Origin of the sequence: Nocardioides taihuensis (assembly GCF_042657275.1) — a bacterium.
Taxonomy (GTDB): Bacteria; Actinomycetota; Actinomycetes; order Propionibacteriales; family Nocardioidaceae; genus Nocardioides; species Nocardioides taihuensis.
Genome location: NZ_JBHSKD010000028.1, coordinates 41,182 through 57,644 on the forward strand (window position 1 = coordinate 41,182; position 16,463 = coordinate 57,644).

The 16,463-nt window shown below is 70.6% G+C and carries 16 protein-coding genes; 5 read left to right on the plus strand and 11 right to left on the minus strand.

From position 1 onward, the window contains the following. Positions 1-24: 24 nt before the first annotated feature. Positions 25-729, minus strand: coding sequence for a hypothetical protein (locus ACFPGP_RS22565; RefSeq protein WP_378593689.1), 705 nt, complete (start codon positions 727-729; stop codon positions 25-27). A gap of 189 nt (positions 730-918) precedes the next feature. Here ACFPGP_RS22565 and ACFPGP_RS22570 point away from each other — a divergent pair, with 189 nt between their 5' ends. Next, on the plus strand, positions 919-1,848 hold the full coding sequence (locus ACFPGP_RS22570) for a hypothetical protein (RefSeq protein WP_378593691.1): 930 nt from the start codon (positions 919-921) through the stop codon (positions 1,846-1,848). A 190-nt stretch (positions 1,849-2,038) separates the two neighbouring features. Here the strand turns inward: ACFPGP_RS22570 and ACFPGP_RS22575 are convergent, their stop codons facing one another. From ACFPGP_RS22575 to ACFPGP_RS22610, 8 genes are read right to left on the minus strand one after another with little or no spacing between them, the layout of a single operon-like run. After that, on the minus strand, positions 2,039-3,220 hold the full coding sequence (locus tag ACFPGP_RS22575) for an amidohydrolase family protein (protein ID WP_378593693.1): 1,182 nt from the start codon (positions 3,218-3,220) through the stop codon (positions 2,039-2,041). After that, positions 3,217-4,851 (minus strand): hydantoinase B/oxoprolinase family protein, encoded by a 1,635-nt coding sequence (locus ACFPGP_RS22580; RefSeq protein WP_378593695.1) that lies wholly within the window; start codon positions 4,849-4,851, stop codon positions 3,217-3,219. Before ACFPGP_RS22580 ends, ACFPGP_RS22575 begins: the two co-directional genes overlap by 4 nt. Next, on the minus strand, positions 4,848-6,845 hold the full coding sequence (locus ACFPGP_RS22585; protein ID WP_378593697.1) for a hydantoinase/oxoprolinase family protein: 1,998 nt from the start codon (positions 6,843-6,845) through the stop codon (positions 4,848-4,850). The genes ACFPGP_RS22580 and ACFPGP_RS22585 overlap by 4 nt, the downstream gene beginning before the upstream one ends. A 14-nt stretch (positions 6,846-6,859) precedes the next feature. Further along, positions 6,860-7,696 carry an ATP-binding cassette domain-containing protein gene (locus tag ACFPGP_RS22590; RefSeq protein WP_378593698.1) on the minus strand — a complete coding sequence of 279 codons (837 nt, stop codon included), beginning with the start codon at positions 7,694-7,696 and terminating at the stop codon, positions 6,860-6,862. Then, positions 7,693-8,667, minus strand: coding sequence for an ABC transporter ATP-binding protein (locus ACFPGP_RS22595; RefSeq protein WP_378593700.1), 975 nt, complete (start codon positions 8,665-8,667; stop codon positions 7,693-7,695). Before ACFPGP_RS22595 ends, ACFPGP_RS22590 begins: the two co-directional genes overlap by 4 nt. Continuing rightward, positions 8,664-9,509: an ABC transporter permease gene (locus ACFPGP_RS22600; protein ID WP_378593702.1), complete on the minus strand. Its 846-nt coding sequence runs from the start codon at positions 9,507-9,509 to the stop codon at positions 8,664-8,666. The genes ACFPGP_RS22595 and ACFPGP_RS22600 overlap by 4 nt, the downstream gene beginning before the upstream one ends. Further along, positions 9,506-10,459 carry an ABC transporter permease gene (locus ACFPGP_RS22605; RefSeq protein WP_378593704.1) on the minus strand — a complete coding sequence of 318 codons (954 nt, stop codon included), beginning with the start codon at positions 10,457-10,459 and terminating at the stop codon, positions 9,506-9,508. The genes ACFPGP_RS22600 and ACFPGP_RS22605 overlap by 4 nt, the downstream gene beginning before the upstream one ends. A 4-nt stretch (positions 10,460-10,463) precedes the next feature. Further along, positions 10,464-12,035: an ABC transporter substrate-binding protein gene (locus tag ACFPGP_RS22610; RefSeq protein ID WP_378593706.1), complete on the minus strand. Its 1,572-nt coding sequence runs from the start codon at positions 12,033-12,035 to the stop codon at positions 10,464-10,466. A 156-nt stretch (positions 12,036-12,191) separates the two neighbouring features. Here ACFPGP_RS22610 and ACFPGP_RS22615 point away from each other — a divergent pair, with 156 nt between their 5' ends. Beyond that, on the plus strand, positions 12,192-12,833 hold the full coding sequence (locus ACFPGP_RS22615; RefSeq protein WP_378593708.1) for a TetR/AcrR family transcriptional regulator: 642 nt from the start codon (positions 12,192-12,194) through the stop codon (positions 12,831-12,833). A 92-nt stretch (positions 12,834-12,925) separates the two neighbouring features. On the opposite strand, the gene ACFPGP_RS22620 is transcribed toward ACFPGP_RS22615, so the two are convergent. Further along, positions 12,926-13,171 (minus strand): cupin domain-containing protein, encoded by a 246-nt coding sequence (locus ACFPGP_RS22620; protein ID WP_378593710.1) that lies wholly within the window; start codon positions 13,169-13,171, stop codon positions 12,926-12,928. A gap of 210 nt (positions 13,172-13,381) precedes the next feature. On the opposite strand from ACFPGP_RS22620, the gene ACFPGP_RS22625 reads away from it, so the two are divergent. After that, on the plus strand, positions 13,382-13,576 hold the full coding sequence (locus tag ACFPGP_RS22625) for a hypothetical protein (RefSeq protein ID WP_378593712.1): 195 nt from the start codon (positions 13,382-13,384) through the stop codon (positions 13,574-13,576). Between the two features lie 463 nt (positions 13,577-14,039). After that, positions 14,040-14,891 carry a ribosome small subunit-dependent GTPase A gene (rsgA, locus tag ACFPGP_RS22630; RefSeq protein WP_378593714.1) on the plus strand — a complete coding sequence of 284 codons (852 nt, stop codon included), beginning with the start codon at positions 14,040-14,042 and terminating at the stop codon, positions 14,889-14,891. Positions 14,892-15,744: 853 nt separating this feature from the next. Here the strand turns inward: rsgA and ACFPGP_RS22635 are convergent. After that, entirely contained in the window at positions 15,745-16,053 is a 309-nt protein-coding gene (locus ACFPGP_RS22635; RefSeq protein ID WP_378593716.1) for a PadR family transcriptional regulator, read from the minus strand. A 190-nt stretch (positions 16,054-16,243) separates the two neighbouring features. Between ACFPGP_RS22635 and ACFPGP_RS22640 the strand changes: the two genes are divergently transcribed. Next, positions 16,244-16,405, plus strand: coding sequence for a hypothetical protein (locus ACFPGP_RS22640; protein ID WP_378593718.1), 162 nt, complete (start codon positions 16,244-16,246; stop codon positions 16,403-16,405). The last annotated feature ends 58 nt before the right edge of the window (positions 16,406-16,463 follow it).

The following is a 16,463-nucleotide window of genomic DNA, read 5'->3' on the forward strand; positions in this document are numbered from 1 at the left end:
CCAATCCGACCATGGAGAGTCCGGCTAGGTACTCAGGGCCGCGCCAAGCACGGGCAGGCGCTGTTCCAGATCGACGATCTGGACATGAGCCGCGGGCCCTCTCGTGAACTCCGGGATCGGAATGTCGACGGAGCCGAACCGTTCCTCGAACAACTGTCGGCTCTTCTCGGCTTGCCGGTTGAGGGCCCAAGCAACCTTCGAGGTGGTCCCCAGAAGGAACTTCTCAGCCTGCGGTCCGACGACGTAGAGCTCAGGCCGTCGCCCAGAAGGATCCGCGGCGAGGTGCAGGAGGTCATGGAAGACGCCACGCTTCCGATCCGCATTTGAGCCTGGCTGCCAAACACCGAACTTGAACTCCATGATTCGTCGGTCAGTCTCCACGTCGAACGGGCGAGAAGGGTCGTTGCCGGCAGCAAGCGATGGCCGGTTCGTGAGCCGCTCGTCTGGCTCAAGCAGGGCGGGAAGCATGAGGGCGATCCCGGTCGCATGGATGAGGTCGCTCAGGCGGCCGAGCCGTTGACGCGTTTGAACCGCTGCCGTGAACAGTGCAATCCCCGGCTCACCCCCCATGCCCACCTCCTCCGTCGCTTGGCTGACCTCGGCGCCGCTCGCCGACGCGAGTTCGTGTTCCAGTTCGGCGACTACTCCCTTGAGGCGCCCGCCCTCGAGGAACTTGGCCAGCTGAAGAAAGCCAACAGTTCGAGAATCGGTCCGCTCGTCGCGCGTCACATTCGGATGCTAGTCCGCGCGCGGAGCGTCATTCCGCCGCATCACACTCCGAACCTGCCAACACCCAAGCAGCCTCGAACATTCGGGGCCGATGCGACTGGCGTCCCGCCTCCCAAATCGATCCGACACTCGATGGTCGGTATTCGCGATGGCATGCGGCGAGGACCGCCCACCGACAGACTGTCGACCATGACCACGCTGATCTTGACCGTATTAGGTCTGGTTGCCGCGGCACTGGGAGCGTTCTTTGCGTACCGCGCACTTTTCCCGGCGGCTAGAGCTCTGGACGTCACGGTTCTTCCGAGTCGAAGCCTCCTTGACACCGGGACCTCTGCGAACAGGTTCGAGCTGCGGGTCGACGGAGAGACCATCGAGCCTGACCCACACATGGTTACCGTTGTCGTGACCGCTAAGGGCAGGCATGACATTGCGTCGTCAAACTTCGAGGCGGGACGACCTTTGCACCTCGAGATCGGATCGCCAGTCGTCAAGGTCCTCGGTGTGACCGCGACGCCACAGCGAGGAACAACACCCCCGGTGACGGCGAACGGCGAAGGCATTGATCTTGGACCGGGGCTGATCTCGCGCGGGCAGGCGATACACATCCAACTATTGACCGGTCCACCATCCACCGAGCGGGAACCAAACGCTCGCCACGATCTGGTCGACGTACGAGTCGACGTTACGTCGGGCGAGTCAGCACGATTCAGGCAACCAGTTGGAGTTCGTCCCGTGGCAATCGCCGCGATCTCTGGGCTTATGGCGGGAGGGCTCCTCGCTGCGGGCGCCTTCTACGACCTGGCCGACCGTCTCCCGGGCCTCAGCTTTGATCCATCGGTCGCGATCAACCCGAAACTGCCCTCGGTCGGAGCCAAGGTGCGCGTGATCGGCGCCAATTTCGAGGCCGGTGCGCTGATCTCGGTCGACATCACGTCCGAGGTGACCGAAGAAGACTTCAGTGACGTTTGTTCGACCCAAGTCGGAAGCGAGGGCGCTTTCGTAATTGATTGCACCTTGCCTAGTGATCTGCCGGCCGGCCCAGCCGAGATGGTCATAGCATCAACCGAGCACAGCGGAACGTCGTATGAGTACGTCGACTTTGCTGTGGAGGCTCCCTGAGCAATATCTTGGAGTTCGCTCTCTGCCCGGGTTGGTTGACGCACCGACCTGACCCATTCCGCCGCAAGTGCTCAGCCCCCACGGACGACCTGGACGTCGACAGCACCGACTCCCGCCATCTGGGCGGCGCCAGCGATTCGGCGATGACGTCCACCATGCTCCGATCGTCAGCGCTCATCGGTGCCGGGGGTCAGCCTGATTGCCGAACGATCTGACCCGCGGACATGACGAGCACCACCTGCCGAAGCGTTGTGAGGTCGGTGAGGGGATCGCCGTCGACGACGAGGATGTCGGCGTGGCGACCCGCCGCCAGGACGCCGAACTCGGCGCCGGGGACGGCGATCTGCGCGGCGTCACGGGTCGCGGCCTGCAGGGCCCGCATCGGCGAGACCCCGTAGGTGGTGAACTCGATGATCTCGTCGACGATGTCGCCGTAGCCGTCGGTGCCGGTGCCGAAGACGACTCCGGCGTCGAGGGCGTTCCGGAAGGACTGGCGGTGCACCTCGAGGACGCCTTCCGCGATCCCGATCCACTCGGGGGGAAGGCCCCACTCGGCGCCGCGGCGGGCGATGTTGACCATCGTCGACAGGGTCGGCACGAGGCGCACGCCGCGAGCCGCCATGTCGGCCGCCTGCTCGGCGGTGAGGTAGATGCCGTGCTCGAGGCAGGTCACGCCGGCGCGGAGGGCGTTCTCGATGCCCTCGACCCCGTCGGCGTGCGCGGTGACGTACTTCCTCGCCGCCCGCGCGACGGCCACAACGGCGGCCATCTCCTCGACGTCGAGCTCGGGGTGGGTCGGGTCCTCGCCCACGCGCACCGTGCCGACGCCGCCGCTGGCCATCACCTTGAGGAAGTCGGCCCCGCCGGCGAGCTGGGCGCGGGCCGCCCGGGTGCACTCGACGGCTCCGTCGACCTCGACGCCGGCGCCGGTGCCGTGGCCTCCCGTCATCGTGATCGCCTCGCCCGCGCACACCATGCGGGGTGCGGCCAGGAAGCCCTCGTCGAAGGCCCGGCGTACGGCGAGGTCGATGGCGTGGCGGGTGCCCGGCACCCGCACCGTGGTCACCCCCTGGTCGAGGCTGCGCTGCGCGTAGTGGGCGAGCACCACGGCCCACGTCGCGTCGGGCTCCCCGAGGTCGCTGGTCCCCTCCGCATACCTGCTGCGGCCCAGGAGGTGGTCGTGGCAGTCGACGAGACCGGGCAGCACGGTCTTGCCGGTGCAGTCGATCACGACGGCGTCGCTCGGGGCCTCGACGTCCACACCGACCGCGCGGACCTGTCCCCCCTCGACGAGGACAGCTCCGTCGCGGACCGGTGCGTCGTCGGCACCCGTGATGACCTGGGCGTGGGCGAGCAGGACGCCGGTGCTCATCGCGCCCGCCCCGTCGTCGCCACCTCGCGCGGCACCGAGCCGTCGCCTCCCTCGGCGTCCACGGGCGTCCCGTAGCCACCTCCGCCGGCGGTGTAGATCGTCACCTCGTCGCCGGCGCTGAGCTGGCGGCCCTCGCACTTCAGCACGTCCTCGACGCCGTCCGCCGTGCGCAGCCGCGCGAACGCCGTGGCCCCGTCGTGCCCGCCGTGCAGCCCCCACGGCGGCGTGTGCACGCGGTCCATCCACAGGTAGAACAGCGCCGGCTCCTCGAGCCGGTAGCGGCGCACGATCCCGCGCCCGCCGCGGAACCGGCCGGCGCCCGCCGAGCCCTCGCGGTAGCCGTACTCCTCGACGACCACGGGGTAGCGCGATTCGAGGAGCTCGACCGAGAAGTTGCGGAACTGGCCGTTGGTGAGGTCGATCGTCGCGTCGGCCCCTGTGTACCCCTCCCCCGCGCCCCAGCCGCCGGCGTGCGCCTCGCCGAGCATCAGGTGCTTGCCCGCGGCGTCGGTCCACACCAGCTCGCTGATCGTGTCGCCGTACTGCCCGGCGCACGCCCGGTCGGGTACGGCGTCGGCGAGAGCGCGCATGACCAGGTCCATCAGCAGCACGGCAGAGGCGGCGTAGTTGCCGCACGCGGCCGGCTCCTCGGCGTAGAGGAACGAGCCGCGCGGGACGCTGACCGACACCGGGCGGAAGGTGCCGCCGTCCGGGGGCCGGGTGCCGCCCAGGAGGAGCCGGAGGGCGACCCGCACCGACGAGACCGTCTGCGCGACGCCGCAGTTGATGGCGCCACGCACCATCGGGCCCGTCCCCGCCAGGTCGACGCTGACCTGGTCACCCGCGACCGTCACCGAGACATTGATGACGACGGGAACGCCGACGTCGATCCCGTCGTCGTCCATCGCGCCCGTCGCCGTGTAGGTCCCGTCCGGGACCGCCCGGATGGCCGCCCGGGTCTCCTGCTCGCTGTACTCGAAGATCGCGGCGCACGCGGCGTCGAAGACCTCCATGCCCCAGCGCTCGACGATCTCCGTCAGGCGAGATGCACCGGCCCGGACCGCCGCCGCCATCGCGAGCACGTCGCCGACCAGCTCGTCCTGGCTGCGGGTGTTGTGCCGCAGCACGTCGAAGATGTCGTCGCAGGGCCGGTCGCCCTCGAAGATGCGCACCGGCCCGAGCCGCAGCCCCTCGTCGAAGATGCTCGTCGCGGCCATCCCGCCACCGGGCTCGCTGCTGCCGAGATCCACCATGTGGGCACGGGCGACGGCGTACCCGATCAGGTCGTCGCCGAAGAAGATGGGAGCGAACGACGTGCAGTCCTGCATGTGGGCGCCCTGCAGGTAGGCGTCGTTGAGGAGGTAGACGTCGCCGGGCCGCATCGCCTGCGCCCCGCCCCGGACCTTCACCGACTCGACCACCGCCTGGCCGAGGTTCCCGAGGAAGATCGGGAGACCGGTGGAGAGCGCGATGACCTCGGCGTTGCGGTCGAGCAACCCGATCGCGCAGTCCTCGCTCTCGTAGATGGTCGGGGTGTACGCCGAGCGCACGAGCGTCACGCGCATGTCCTCCGCCGCCGCGAGCAGGCGGTTGCGGATGATCTCGAGGGTCGCGGGGTCGGGCGTGGTCACGGTCGTTCCTCGATTCGGCTCAGGAGCACGGTGCCCATCGGGCCGGCCGCGGCCGACCAGCCCGGGGGGACGTAGATGGTCGATCCGGGGTCGCTGACGACCGCCGGCCCTTCGCGGCGGTCGCCGAGGAGCCCGCGGTTGCAGAAGACGGCCTCCACCGGTGCCCCGTGGTGGACGACCGTGCCGGTCGTGACGACGCTGTCAGGCATCAGCTCCGCCGCGGCGTACTCCCCGACGTCCGGCCCGACGGCGGTGACCCTGGCGTTGACGAACTCGGTCGACGGGTGGCCGGCGACGGTCCCGTGGGTCCGCTCGTAGCGCTCGCGGAACAGCTTGTCCCAGGCCCCCACCGGCGAGCCCAGCGGGAGTTCGACGGTGATGCTGAACTGCTGGCCCGCGTAGCGCACGTCGGCCGAGGTGACGTAGCCGGCCGCATCGGGGTCGACGCCGTCCGCGGCGACCAGCTCGCGCGCCCGCACCAGGAGCCGGGCGTGCACCTCCTCCAGGTCGGCGTCGGCGAGGTCGCCGGAGCCGACGAGCAGGGGCTCGGACAGGTCGTGGCGCACCGGCGCGTGCAGCATGCCCCACGCCGAGAACACGCCCGCCGCCGGCGGCACGATGACCGAGGTGATGCCGAGCTCGTCCGCCAGCGCGGCCGCGTGCAGCGGCCCGGCACCGCCGAAGGCGAGGATGGAGAAGTCCCGCGGGTCGTGGCCCCGCCGCACGGTGAGCGTGCGGAGGGCGTCGGACATGCGGGCGTCGGTGATGTCGACGATCGCCTGCGCCAGGGCCTCGACGGACATGCCCAGCTCGGTCGCCAGCGGGGCCAGCGCGCCGACCGCGGCCGTGCGGTCGAGGGCGACGGCGTCGTTGGCCAGAGCCGCGTGGCCGAGCCGTCCCAGGACGACGTTCGCGTCGGTGACGGTCGGCTCGGTGCCGCCGAGGCCGTAGCAGGCCGGGCCGGGGTTGCCCCCGGCGCTCTGCGGCCCCACGTGGAGGGCGCCGTGCTGGGCCCACGCGATCGACCCGCCACCCGCCGAGACCGTCACCAGGTCGACCACGGGCATCAGCACGGGGATGCCGGCGATGTCGAGGTCGGCGCGTACGGCGAGCCGCTGGTCCACCACCACGCTGGCGTCGAGCGAGGTGCCGCCCATGTCCAGGGCGAGCAGGTGCGACCGGCCCAGGTGCCGGGAGATCGCCTGGGCGCCGATCACTCCACCGGCCGGACCCGACAGCAGCGTCTGCATCGGGCGTCGCTGCGCGCTCGCCGCGGAGGTGACCCCGCCGCTGGAGCGCATGACCAGGAGCGGGCGGTCGTAGCCACGGGTCGCGAGGCCGTCGGTGACGCGGGAGAGGTACTCGCCGACCGTGGTGGCGACGTACGCGTTGACGATGGTGCTGGAGAACCGCTCGAACTCACCCACCTCCGGGGCCACCTCGTGCGACACCGAGATCTTCAGCCCCGGGTGCTCGGCGGCCAGGAAGTCCCGGACGGCGAGCTCGTGGGCGGGGTTGCTCGTGGCGTGGAGCAGGCAGACGGCCACGGACCGGACGCCCTCGCGGGAGACCCGGGACGAGACCTCCGCCAGGTCGTCGACCGGGATCGCGCGCTCGACGGTGCCGTCGGCGCGGATGCGCTCTCCGATCCCGCACACGTCCCCGGTGGCGACCAGGTGCTCGGGCCGCGGGTAGCGCAGCTCCCAGACGTCGACCCGGTGGGCCCGGCCGATGCTGACGACGTCCTCGAAGCCCGCCGTGGTGACGACCAGGACCCGGGTGCCCGTGCGGGCGAGGACGGCGTTGAGGCCGGCGGTGGTGCCGTTCACGACCGCGGAGGCATGGCGCACGTCCACGCTCTCGTCGAGGGCGTGGAGCATCCCCATGGCGGGGTCCTCCGGGTGGCTGAGCACCTTGTGGGAGGAGATGCGGCCGGACTCGTCGATGATCGCGACATCGGTGAACGTTCCGCCGGCGTCGATGGCGACTCGCATGGGGGGTCGTCCTTTCACTGGCCAGTGGGATCGGGGAGAGCGGCGTCGGTGTCGGTTGCGGGCACCTCGGCCCAGGGATGGGGTGGCACGGCGGCCAGGAGCTCCCGGGTGTAGGGGTCGCGGGGCGAGCGGAACACCTCGTCGACGGGGCCGGTCTCGACGATCCGGCCCTTGGTCATCACGGCCACCCGGTCACAGAGGTGGGCGACGACCGACATGTCGTGGGAGATGAAGAGGATGGACATGTCCAGCCTCGACCGCAGGTCGGCCAGCAGGTTGAGGATCACCGCCTGCACGGAGACGTCCAGGGCGGAGACGGGCTCGTCGGCCACCAGGACCTCGGGCTCGAGGGCGAGGGCGCGGGCGATGCTGGCCCGCTGGCGCTGGCCACCCGAGAGCCGGCGCGGCTTCGCGTCCAGGTGCCGCAGGTCGAGCCCGACCAGGGTCATCAGCTCCTCGACCCGCTGGTCGACCCCCTGCCGGGGCCGGAGCCCGTGCACCGCGATGGGCTCACGCAGCGCCTGGCGCAGGGTCATGGCCGGGTTCAGCGACGAGTACGGGTCCTGGAAGATCATCTGCACCCGACGGCGGTCGCGGGGCTCGCGCCGCGCGGTCAGGACCGTGCCGTCGACGGCGACGGTCCCGGCCGTGGCGGTCTGGTAGCCGGCCACGCACCGCGCGACCGACGTCTTGCCCGATCCCGACTCGCCGACGACACCCAGGATCTCGCCGCGCTCGAGCGTGAGGTCCACGCCCTGCACCGCGAGCCGGGTCTGCTGCCCCGAGCGGCGAGCGGCTCGCCCGTGGGGCGCGTACTCGACGCACAGGCCCCGCACCTCGACGACGCTCATCGCGCACCCCGCCCGGTCAGGGGAGCCAGCTCGGCCACGCGGACACAGCCCGACTCGTGGCCCTCGCCCGGGGCGCCGAGACCCCGGGCCGCCTCGCACCCGTCCGCGACGTGGGGGCACCGCGGGGCGAACCGGCAGCCGGTCAGGCCCTCCGTCAGGGCCGGTGGCTGGCCGGGGATGCTGGCGAGCGCCTGCTCCCGTGCGCCGAGCCGGGGCGCGGCCGCGAGCAGGGCCGCCGTGTAGGGGTGGGCGGGGTCCCGGAGCACGTCCATGGCCGAGCCGCGCTCGATGACCTGGCCGGCGTACATGACGTTGATGCGGTCGCACATCGTGCCGAGGAGAGGCAGGTCGTGGGTGACGTAGAGGATGCCGATGCCACGGTCCGCGACGATGCGACGCAGCAGGGCGATGAACCTCGCCTGCACGGTGACGTCGAGCGCCGTGGTCGGCTCGTCGCAGAGCAGGAGCTCGGGGTTGCCGGAAAGGGCGGCAGCGATCAGGACCCGCTGCCGGAGCCCGCCGGACAGCTGGTGCGGGTAGGCGCCCAGCCGCTCCTCCGCGTCCTCGATGCCGACCTCGCTGAGCAGGTGGATCGCCAGGTCCCGCGCCTGCGACCGACCGAGCCCGTCGCGCCGCCGGGGCACCTCCGTCACGTGCTCGCCCACCGTCATGACCGGGTTCAGGCCGGTCATCGGGTCCTGGAAGATCATCGCCACGGCACCGGAGCGCCGCTCGACCCGATGGCCGTCGAGGCGGACCTCTCCCGCGACCGGCGAGAAGCCGCGGGGCAGGACGTCCGCGACGGCGCGCAGGAGCGTGCTCTTGCCGCACCCCGACTCACCGACCACGCCGACGACCTCGCCGTTCGCGACGCGCAGCGACACGTCGTGGACCGGGTACGTCGTCCCGCCCGGGGCGTCGATCGCCACGGTGAGCCCGGTGACCTCGAGCAGCGGCGCCGGGGCGTTCACGACTCGTCCAGCTGACGCGCGAGACCATTGCCCAGCAACGCGAGCGCGGCACCGATGAGCACGACGGCGAACCCGGGAGCCAGCGTCAGCAGCGGTCGGATGGTCGCGAACTGCTGGCCGTCCGCGACCATCGCGCCCAGCTCCGGCGTCGGCGGGGTGACCCCGACCCCGAGGTAGCTCAGCGTGGCCGTGCTGACGATCACGACGACGACGTCGGTGACCGCGTAGGTCAGCGGCTGCCGGAAGACGTTCGGGAGCACGTGCCGCAGCAGCACCCGGCGCTCGGAGTAGCCGGCGCCGACGGCCGCCTGCACGTAGTCCTGCTGCATCGCGGACTGCACCTCCGCGCGGACGATCCGCATGTAGGAGACCCACGCGATCGCCGCGACGGCGACGAAGATGCTCGGCACCCCCGCCCCGAGGAAGAACGCCAGGACGAGGATGAAGAGGTAGTAGGGGAACGCCTGGACGACGTCCCCGACCACGCCGACGACCTCGTCGATCCAGCCCCGCCGCCAGGCCGCCAGCGCCCCGAGCACCGACCCGAGCACGAACGGCACGACGAGCGCGGCCACGCCGATCGCAACGTCGAGGCGGATCGCGGCCAGGACCCGGGAGAGCACGTCGCGCCCGAGCTGGTCGGTGCCCAGAGGCGCCTCCCGCGAGGGCGGGGCGAGGATGTCGGTGAGGTCCTGCTGGGTGGGCGAGGGCAGGAACAGCGGGCCGACGAGGACGACGACCGCGATCACCGACAGGAAGACGAGGGCCGCCACCAGCGTGCCGTTCAGCCGCCGCGCCCGGCGCCGCTCGTAGGTCGCGACCGCCAGGACCCCGGCACTCATCGGGCTCCTTCCCGCGAGACGCGCAGCCGGGGGTCGAGGCCGATCCGCGCGACCTCGGTGAGCAGGTTCGTGCCGATGACGAGCAGCGCGACCACCAGGGCGAGCCCCTGGACCACGGGGAAGTCACGCGACAGCGTCGAGTCCACGAGCAGCGACCCGATGCCGGGGATGGCGAAGACCTTCTCGACGATGAGCGTGTTGCCCACCAGCCAGCCCATGTTGAGGCCGAGGACGACGACCGCGGGGATGCAGGCGTTGCGGAAGACGTAGCGGGTGAAGACCCGGCGCGGAGGGACGCCGCGGGCCTCGGCCGCGGCGACGTAGTCCGCGTCGTGGGCCTCGATCATCGCGACGCGCAGGCTCTGGATGGTGAAGGGGAGGATCGACACCGCGGTCACCAGCGCCGGGAGGGTGAGTGCGTGGAGGTGCTCGAGAGGGGTCTGGCCGTAGCCGCCCGCGGGGAACCACCCCAGGCGGACGGCGAAGAACTGGATCAGCACCAGGCCGAACCAGAAGGCCGGGAGACCCAGCCCCAGCAGGGGAACGGTGCGCACGGCGTGGTCGACGACGGATCCCGGCCGGCGCGCCGCGAGGGCGGCGGCCGGGATCGTCAGGAGGACGGTGAGCAGCGCCGCGTACAGGATCAGCGCGACCGTGGGCCACGTCCGGCTGGCCATCAGGCTCGTGACCGGCACGTCCTGGGCGACCGAGGTCCCGAGGTCGCCGCGCACGAGCCCCGAGACGTAGTCGAGGAACTGCGTCGCCAGGGGGTCCTGCAGGCCGAGGCGCTCCTGCAGCGCGGTGACCGACGCCTGTGAGGCCTGCGGCCCGAGGATCGCCCGTGCCGGGTCGCCGGGGACGATGTGGACGAACAGGAACGTCACGACGACGACCAGCAGGATCGCGACCAGCGCCCGCAGGAGCCGGTGGATCGACATCGGACTTCCCATGTCGCTACTGCTGCACCATCCCGACGCTGGCCAGGTCGATCATCCCCATCGGGTTGACCTCGAACTGGGCGAGGTCGCGGTTCCAGACGTAGGCGTTCTCCCGGTGGGAGATGGGGAGCTGCGGGACCTGGTCGGCCACGATCTGCTGCACCTGCGCGTAGTCGTCGGCCCTCGCGCTGTCGTCGAGCGTCGTGCGGCCCTGCTCGATGAGCCGGGTGACCTCGGGGTCGTCGAAGCCCGTGTAGTAGGCGTTGCCCCCGGCGTTGGGGTCGAGCATGTAGGAGAGCTGCTCGTCGGGGTCGGCGATGTCAGAGGCCCAGGCAGCCAGCCCCATCTGGTAGGCCTCCTGGAAGAACACGGTGTACAGCTCGCCGGAGTCGACCACCTTGATGTCGACGTTGATCCCCAGCTCGGCGAGCTGGGACTGGACCGCCTGGGCGACCGTCGAGGACTCGGGCAGGTTGTCGATGGTGAGCTCGACGTCGAACCCGTCGGGGTACGCCGACCTCGCGAGCTCGGCCTTCGCCGCCTCGGGGTTGTAGGTGGGGCAGGTGGGCTCCGAGGCGAAGCGCATCGACGGCGGGAGGATCGAGCACGCCGCCACGCCCGCACCGAAGAGCGTGCTGGTGGTCACCGCCTCGCGGTCGATCGCCTGGGCGATCGCCCGCCGTACGTGGACGTCGGCGAAGGGCCCGTACTCCTGGTTGAAGATCAGCATCGAGGTGTAGGCGGCGGGGAAGGTGCCGGCCGTGACGTCGGCCGCCGACTCCAGGGATGCCACCTGGGAGAACGGCACGTCGCTCGCGACGTCGGCCTGGCCGCTCTGGACCTGGGAGACCCGGGTGTTGGCGTCGGGCACCGTCGTCCACTGGATCGAGTCGAGGTAGGGCTTGCCCTCCTGCCAGTAGTCGGTGCTCTTGGTCAGCCGCAGCGACTGGCCCCGGTCCCACGCGTCGAGCTGGAAGGGCCCGCTGCCGACCGGGTCCTCGAAGAACGCCTTCTCCGGCTGGCCGCCCAGGTCGGCAGGGAGCACCGACGCGATCCAGGAGCCGAGCACGGCCTCGAGCGTCGCGCTCGGCTCGCCGGTGGTGATCACGACGGTGTGGTCGTCGGGGGCGTCGACCGCGGTGATGGCACCGAGCAGGAAGGAGAACGCACCGTTCGCCGTCCGTGCCCGGTTCAGCGAATACGCCACGTCGGCGGCCGTCACCGGGGAGCCGTCGGAGAAGCTGGCGTCGTCGCGGAGCTCGATCGTCCACTTCGTCCCGTCCGCCGAGCTGCGGGGCGCCGCTGCAGCCAGGGAGGGCTGGAGCTCCTGCCCGTCGGCCGAGAGGCGGTAGAGCGTGTCGTAGAGCTCGTACATCGGGGCGATGTCCTCGGGCGAGATCGCGGCCACCGGGTCGAGCGTCTTGGTGCCCTTCCCCTGGACGATCACGAGGTCGCCGCCTGGGGTCGGGGTGGCGCCGTCGGCGCTCGGGGAGTCGGTGGAGCCGCCACCACAGCCACCGAGGACCGCGAGCGCAGCCACCGTGACCACGGTTGCCAGAACACGCTTCTGCGTCGAGACCTTGTCCACCACGACTCCTTATTGGACGTCCGACCAATATCAGGTAGAGTCATCGTGCGCACCCGCTCGGGCTCTGTCAAGGGGTTCATGCAAAGTTCACGCAGTGGCGAGGTCGGTCGGGCGATAGCCTTGTTGGACACACAACCAGTTACGAGGGGATGCGACGTGCCAGCTGGCCGGAAGCGGAAGTCGCCCGAGGTGCGTCGGCGCGAGATCCTCGACGCGGTGATCGCCATCGGGTCCGACAGCGGCCTGGACGCGGTGAGCGTGAGGGACGTCGCCGAGCGGTGCGGCGTCGCCCCGGGGCTGATCCACCACTACTTCCCGAGCATGGACGAGCTCCTCGCCGAATCCTTCGGCTCGTGGGCGGACTCCTCCCTCAGGCAGCTGCAGGAGATCTCGGCCGGCGCCTCCCCCCGGGTCGCCCTGGCCCTCACCGTGGCCAACCTGTCACCCGACCAACGCATCTGGCACGACGCGCTGAGCACCGCCTCGCGCTACTCGCAGCTGCGCGCGCGGGCGAGGAGCCTCAGCGAGGACTACCTCGCCCACGTGGAGGGGCTCGTCCGCGCAGGCGTCGAGGTGGGGCAGTTCGCCTGCCCGGACCCTCGCGAGTCGGCGTGGCGCATCATCCTCGTCCTCGACGGCATGGTCGCGATGATGCACATTCTCGACCTGATCGGGCGTGACGAGCTCGCCACCATCGTCGGCCCGGTCGTGGAGAACGAGCTGGACCTGGCGCGTGGAAGCTTCACCGAGCTGGTCCAGGCCGTGCTGGCTTCCGACGGAGTCGCTGCTGGCGAATGACCAGCCACGCCCGGTGACAGCGCGAGTCATCCCCCCGCCGGCCGGCGTGGCCGCGCCCTCCCGCTCTTGCCGAGTCGGGTGCGTGTCGGCAGTCAACTGCCGGGAGCAGTCGGCGTCCACGGCCCCTCGGTGAACGTCGCTTCCTCGTCCCCGGGCCAGCACGGCATGGAGATGCAGAGGAACTCGAGCCGATCGACACCGGTGCAGCGATACTGGAAGGCCGTCCCGACAGGGATGTCGATGGAGACGCCTCTCCCCAGGACCGTCCTCTCCTCGCCGGTGCCGTCGCGTCGCCAGATCTGCCCGTCGTCCGAGAGAACGTGCCAGAGCTCGCTCACGGTGGCGCGGACGGTCGCCCGGCTCACCTGACCTGGCAAGACCGGTGGAATGGATCATGTTGCCGGTCTCGCCCTCGATCAGGTACCGGATCTCCGCCCCGGCAGCTCTCGGACCAGGAGCGTCATGCCGCGCTCTGGCCGGGGGCGACCCCCCGTGTCCGATGAGCGATCGTTGGACTCCCCATCACGTCGGACGCTAGCGTTCGTCGCGTGCCGTCCGAGTCGAAAGCGGCCTATGCCTGGGTCGGGATCGTCGTCGACCTGCTCCTGATCCTCGTCGGCGCGTGGATGATCTCGCGAGGATGGACAGACTTCGGTGAGATCTTGGTAGCGATCTGCGTCGTGGGTCTCGCGGCCTCGATCGTGCAACTGTGGCGGGGGCGCCGCCGGCCGGCGGACGGGTAGTCGCAGCGTCATCGCTCACGCCACCGGCCATCCGGTCACGCCCCTGGTCGTGCCCTTCAAGACCCGCGTCATACCGCCGCCTGTCGGCGCGGAAAGACCTTCCGCCCAGGTCGAATGAGGTCGAGCGGGCCCGTCCTGCAACCGGTCGCCTACACCGAACCACTGGCGGCGAGACTTCCAGAGTCTTCGCGGAGCCCTGGGGTTGATCACCGAGCACGACGACCCCGCCAATTCGGTTGAGGCGATCCGAGTGCACGGCAAACCGGCCCCCTCGTAGGAATATGGAGACATGGGCGCTGGTGGGTTGTCGTCCCTGGGCTGGGACGAGCGAGCGGCCCAGGCGGTCGCGGAGGTCATGGCTCCCGGCTGCGCCGCCGGGAGGGTCGTTCGCGTTGACCTCGACTCCGTCGTGGTCGCAACGGAGGCTGACGACTGTCGGGCCCGCGCACGGGAACTACCGGCGGTGGGCGACTGGGTCGTCGCCCACGTCCAGCAGGACGACGCTGTCGTCGTAGGCGTCGCTCCCCGCTGGTCCGAGCTTGCCCGCCGTGACCCCACCGGGCGCACCCAGGTGCTCGCGGCGAATGTCGACCTGGTGCTTGTCACGGCACCAGCCGACAGGTTGTCGGTCGCTCGCGTGGAGCGCGAGGTAGCACTGGGATGGGACAGTGGCGCGCGACCCGTCGTACTGCTCACCAAGTCCGATCTGGCCCCCGCGGGGCTCGCCGAGGAGCTCCGGTCCCGCCTTGCGGGTGTCGAGGTTGTGCCGGTGAGCACCGTGACCGGCGTGGGGGCCGAGGAGATTGCCGAGATGCTGCGTCCGGCACTCACGGCGGTGCTGCTCGGGCCCTCAGGGGCCGGCAAGTCCTCGTTGGCCAACCTGTTGCTCGGGCGCGGGGCAGCGCCCACGGGCCAGGTCCGTCCCGGCGACCATCGAGGTCGGCACGTGACCAGCAATCGAGGCCTGTACGCCGTACCCACCGGTGGAGTGATCATCGATACCCCCGGGCTACGCAGTCTGTCCCTGACCATCGACCGCGGCGGGGTGGCCGCGGCTTTCCCGGACGTCGAGGCCCTCGCTACCGACTGCCGTTTCGGGGACTGCCGACACGAGCATGAGCCTGACTGTGCCGTGCTCGCCGCGGAGCGTGAGGGGAGGCTCGACGGGCGTCGCTTGGCGAACTACCGCAAGCTCCGGCGAGAGCTCGAGTTCGAGCTGCGGCGTGACGATCCGACCGCGGCCCGGGAGAACCGGCGGATCTGGAAGGAGCGAAGCAAGGCGGCCCGACGGCTCTTCCGTGACCGCGGGTACTGAGTGTTCACCCGGAGAGAATCGCAAGGTTGCCCGGACGGCTGACCGCGGCCGCACGAGCGCGCTCCCAGCCCTCGTCGACGTCCGCTCGCGCCGCTGGTCGTGCGGACCGCAACCCGCGTCATGCCGATGCGCGTGCGACAGGGCGAGGTCCAGTCGCGTCGAAGTGCGCTTCTCCGCCTGTCAGATGTCCTGGCTTGTGGGGGTGGGGGCGTTCCAGTTCGGGCACGCATCGAACCATGCGCGAGCGTCAGGGCCTGGCCTTGACCCCCTCGTGGGCCAGAACGCACCGACTAGAACCCACCAGCAGCCCAGTGGCCGCGCTCCGCCAGGTCGCTGTACTTTCCGCAACGCCGACAGGTCAGGAAGCGCGACCCATCCTCCGTGCTGTCCTTGCGCCAGTCGTGCCCGCCGATCCGGCAACGCAGTCGCTTCCACATGGCTCCTCCTCGCAGGTTGCCCGCGTCTCAGACCGTGCCGCCCACGGTCGGTGCCCAATGGTCGGGTCCCAGCGCATCGCTGGTGTCGTCCCTCCCGCACAGGCGACATCGGCGGTATCGGCTGCCGTCCGCGGTCGTGTTGATGCGCCAAGAATGTCGGCGCAGCATGCAACGCACCGGTCTGCGGAGCACGACGACAGCTGTGGGGTCGCCCCCAGATGTCGCCGCGGACCGGAGTGCCGCAACCCGGCTCACCACGCCCAGAGTGTGGAGCATCTGCTCGCGACGGCTGAGACCATAGAGCTCCGCAATGAGCTCCTCCTGCCACCGAGCGCGCACCGCCCCGGCCGGAAGCACGCGGAGGGCTGCTCGCGTGATGGCCATGGACCATCCCGTCGGGCGTCCCTCTGCGTGGATCATGCCGACCCCGGGAGCGGGGACGCCTGGCGTGGCCGGCGGGGCCGGTACGCGCGCATCAGTGCTGCGCGGGCGGCCGCGCGGCCGTCGTCGGCGAGCCGGTAGTAGCGACGTGCCGGGCGACCCGCCGTGCTGACGTCGACGTCCTCCCACCGCGACTCGACCCAGCCCAGGCTCTCGAGACGAGCCAAGATCGGGTGCACGGTGCCGCTCGCGAGACCTGCGGTCTCGCCGATCTCGTAGCCGTAGCGCTCACGCTCCGGCTCGCTGAGCAAGATCTCGAGCACCAGTTGGGTGGGAATCGTCATCCGCGGACCCATGGTCGAAATCTACCTAGCCCGCCGCGGGGTGTGCAACAGATGGATCCGCATTGCGTTCGCTGCGGCCAGCAGGTCATGCCGCGGAGTGCACGGTCGTGCCGAGGAGCGGAATCCCTCGCCGCGTCTATACGGCGCGATGTCCGAGGCGTAACGTCGAGTGCCACCCGGGAGGTGAGCCATGCCACTCTTCATGGAAGTCCTGTTGGTTCTGTTCTGCGGGTTCTTCATCGCGCTGTACTTCGTCGGCCGGCGCCTCGACAAGCATCGCGGAGACCTTTCCTGGGAGGAGCAACAGCACAAGATGTACAAGAACAACGACGGGGGAATGTTCACCCTCTAGGTGTACCCGGCCGTCAGGTTGGTTGCAGTCGACTGATTGGTGGCTTGCCTCCGAGTGC

Coding starts and splice junctions, on each gene's coding strand:
- ACFPGP_RS22570 (WP_378593691.1), top strand. CDS start 919: ATGACCACGCTGATCTTGACCGTATTAGGTCTGGTTGCCGCGGCACTG.
- ACFPGP_RS22575 (WP_378593693.1), bottom strand. CDS start 3,220: ATGAGCACCGGCGTCCTGCTCGCCCACGCCCAGGTCATCACGGGTGCC.
- ACFPGP_RS22585 (WP_378593697.1), bottom strand. CDS start 6,845: ATGCGAGTCGCCATCGACGCCGGCGGAACGTTCACCGATGTCGCGATC.
- ACFPGP_RS22590 (WP_378593698.1), bottom strand. CDS start 7,696: ATGAGCGTCGTCGAGGTGCGGGGCCTGTGCGTCGAGTACGCGCCCCAC.
- ACFPGP_RS22600 (WP_378593702.1), bottom strand. CDS start 9,509: ATGAGTGCCGGGGTCCTGGCGGTCGCGACCTACGAGCGGCGCCGGGCG.
- ACFPGP_RS22605 (WP_378593704.1), bottom strand. CDS start 10,459: ATGGGAAGTCCGATGTCGATCCACCGGCTCCTGCGGGCGCTGGTCGCG.
- ACFPGP_RS22635 (WP_378593716.1), bottom strand. CDS start 16,053: ATGACGATTCCCACCCAACTGGTGCTCGAGATCTTGCTCAGCGAGCCG.
- ACFPGP_RS22640 (WP_378593718.1), top strand. CDS start 16,244: ATGCCACTCTTCATGGAAGTCCTGTTGGTTCTGTTCTGCGGGTTCTTC.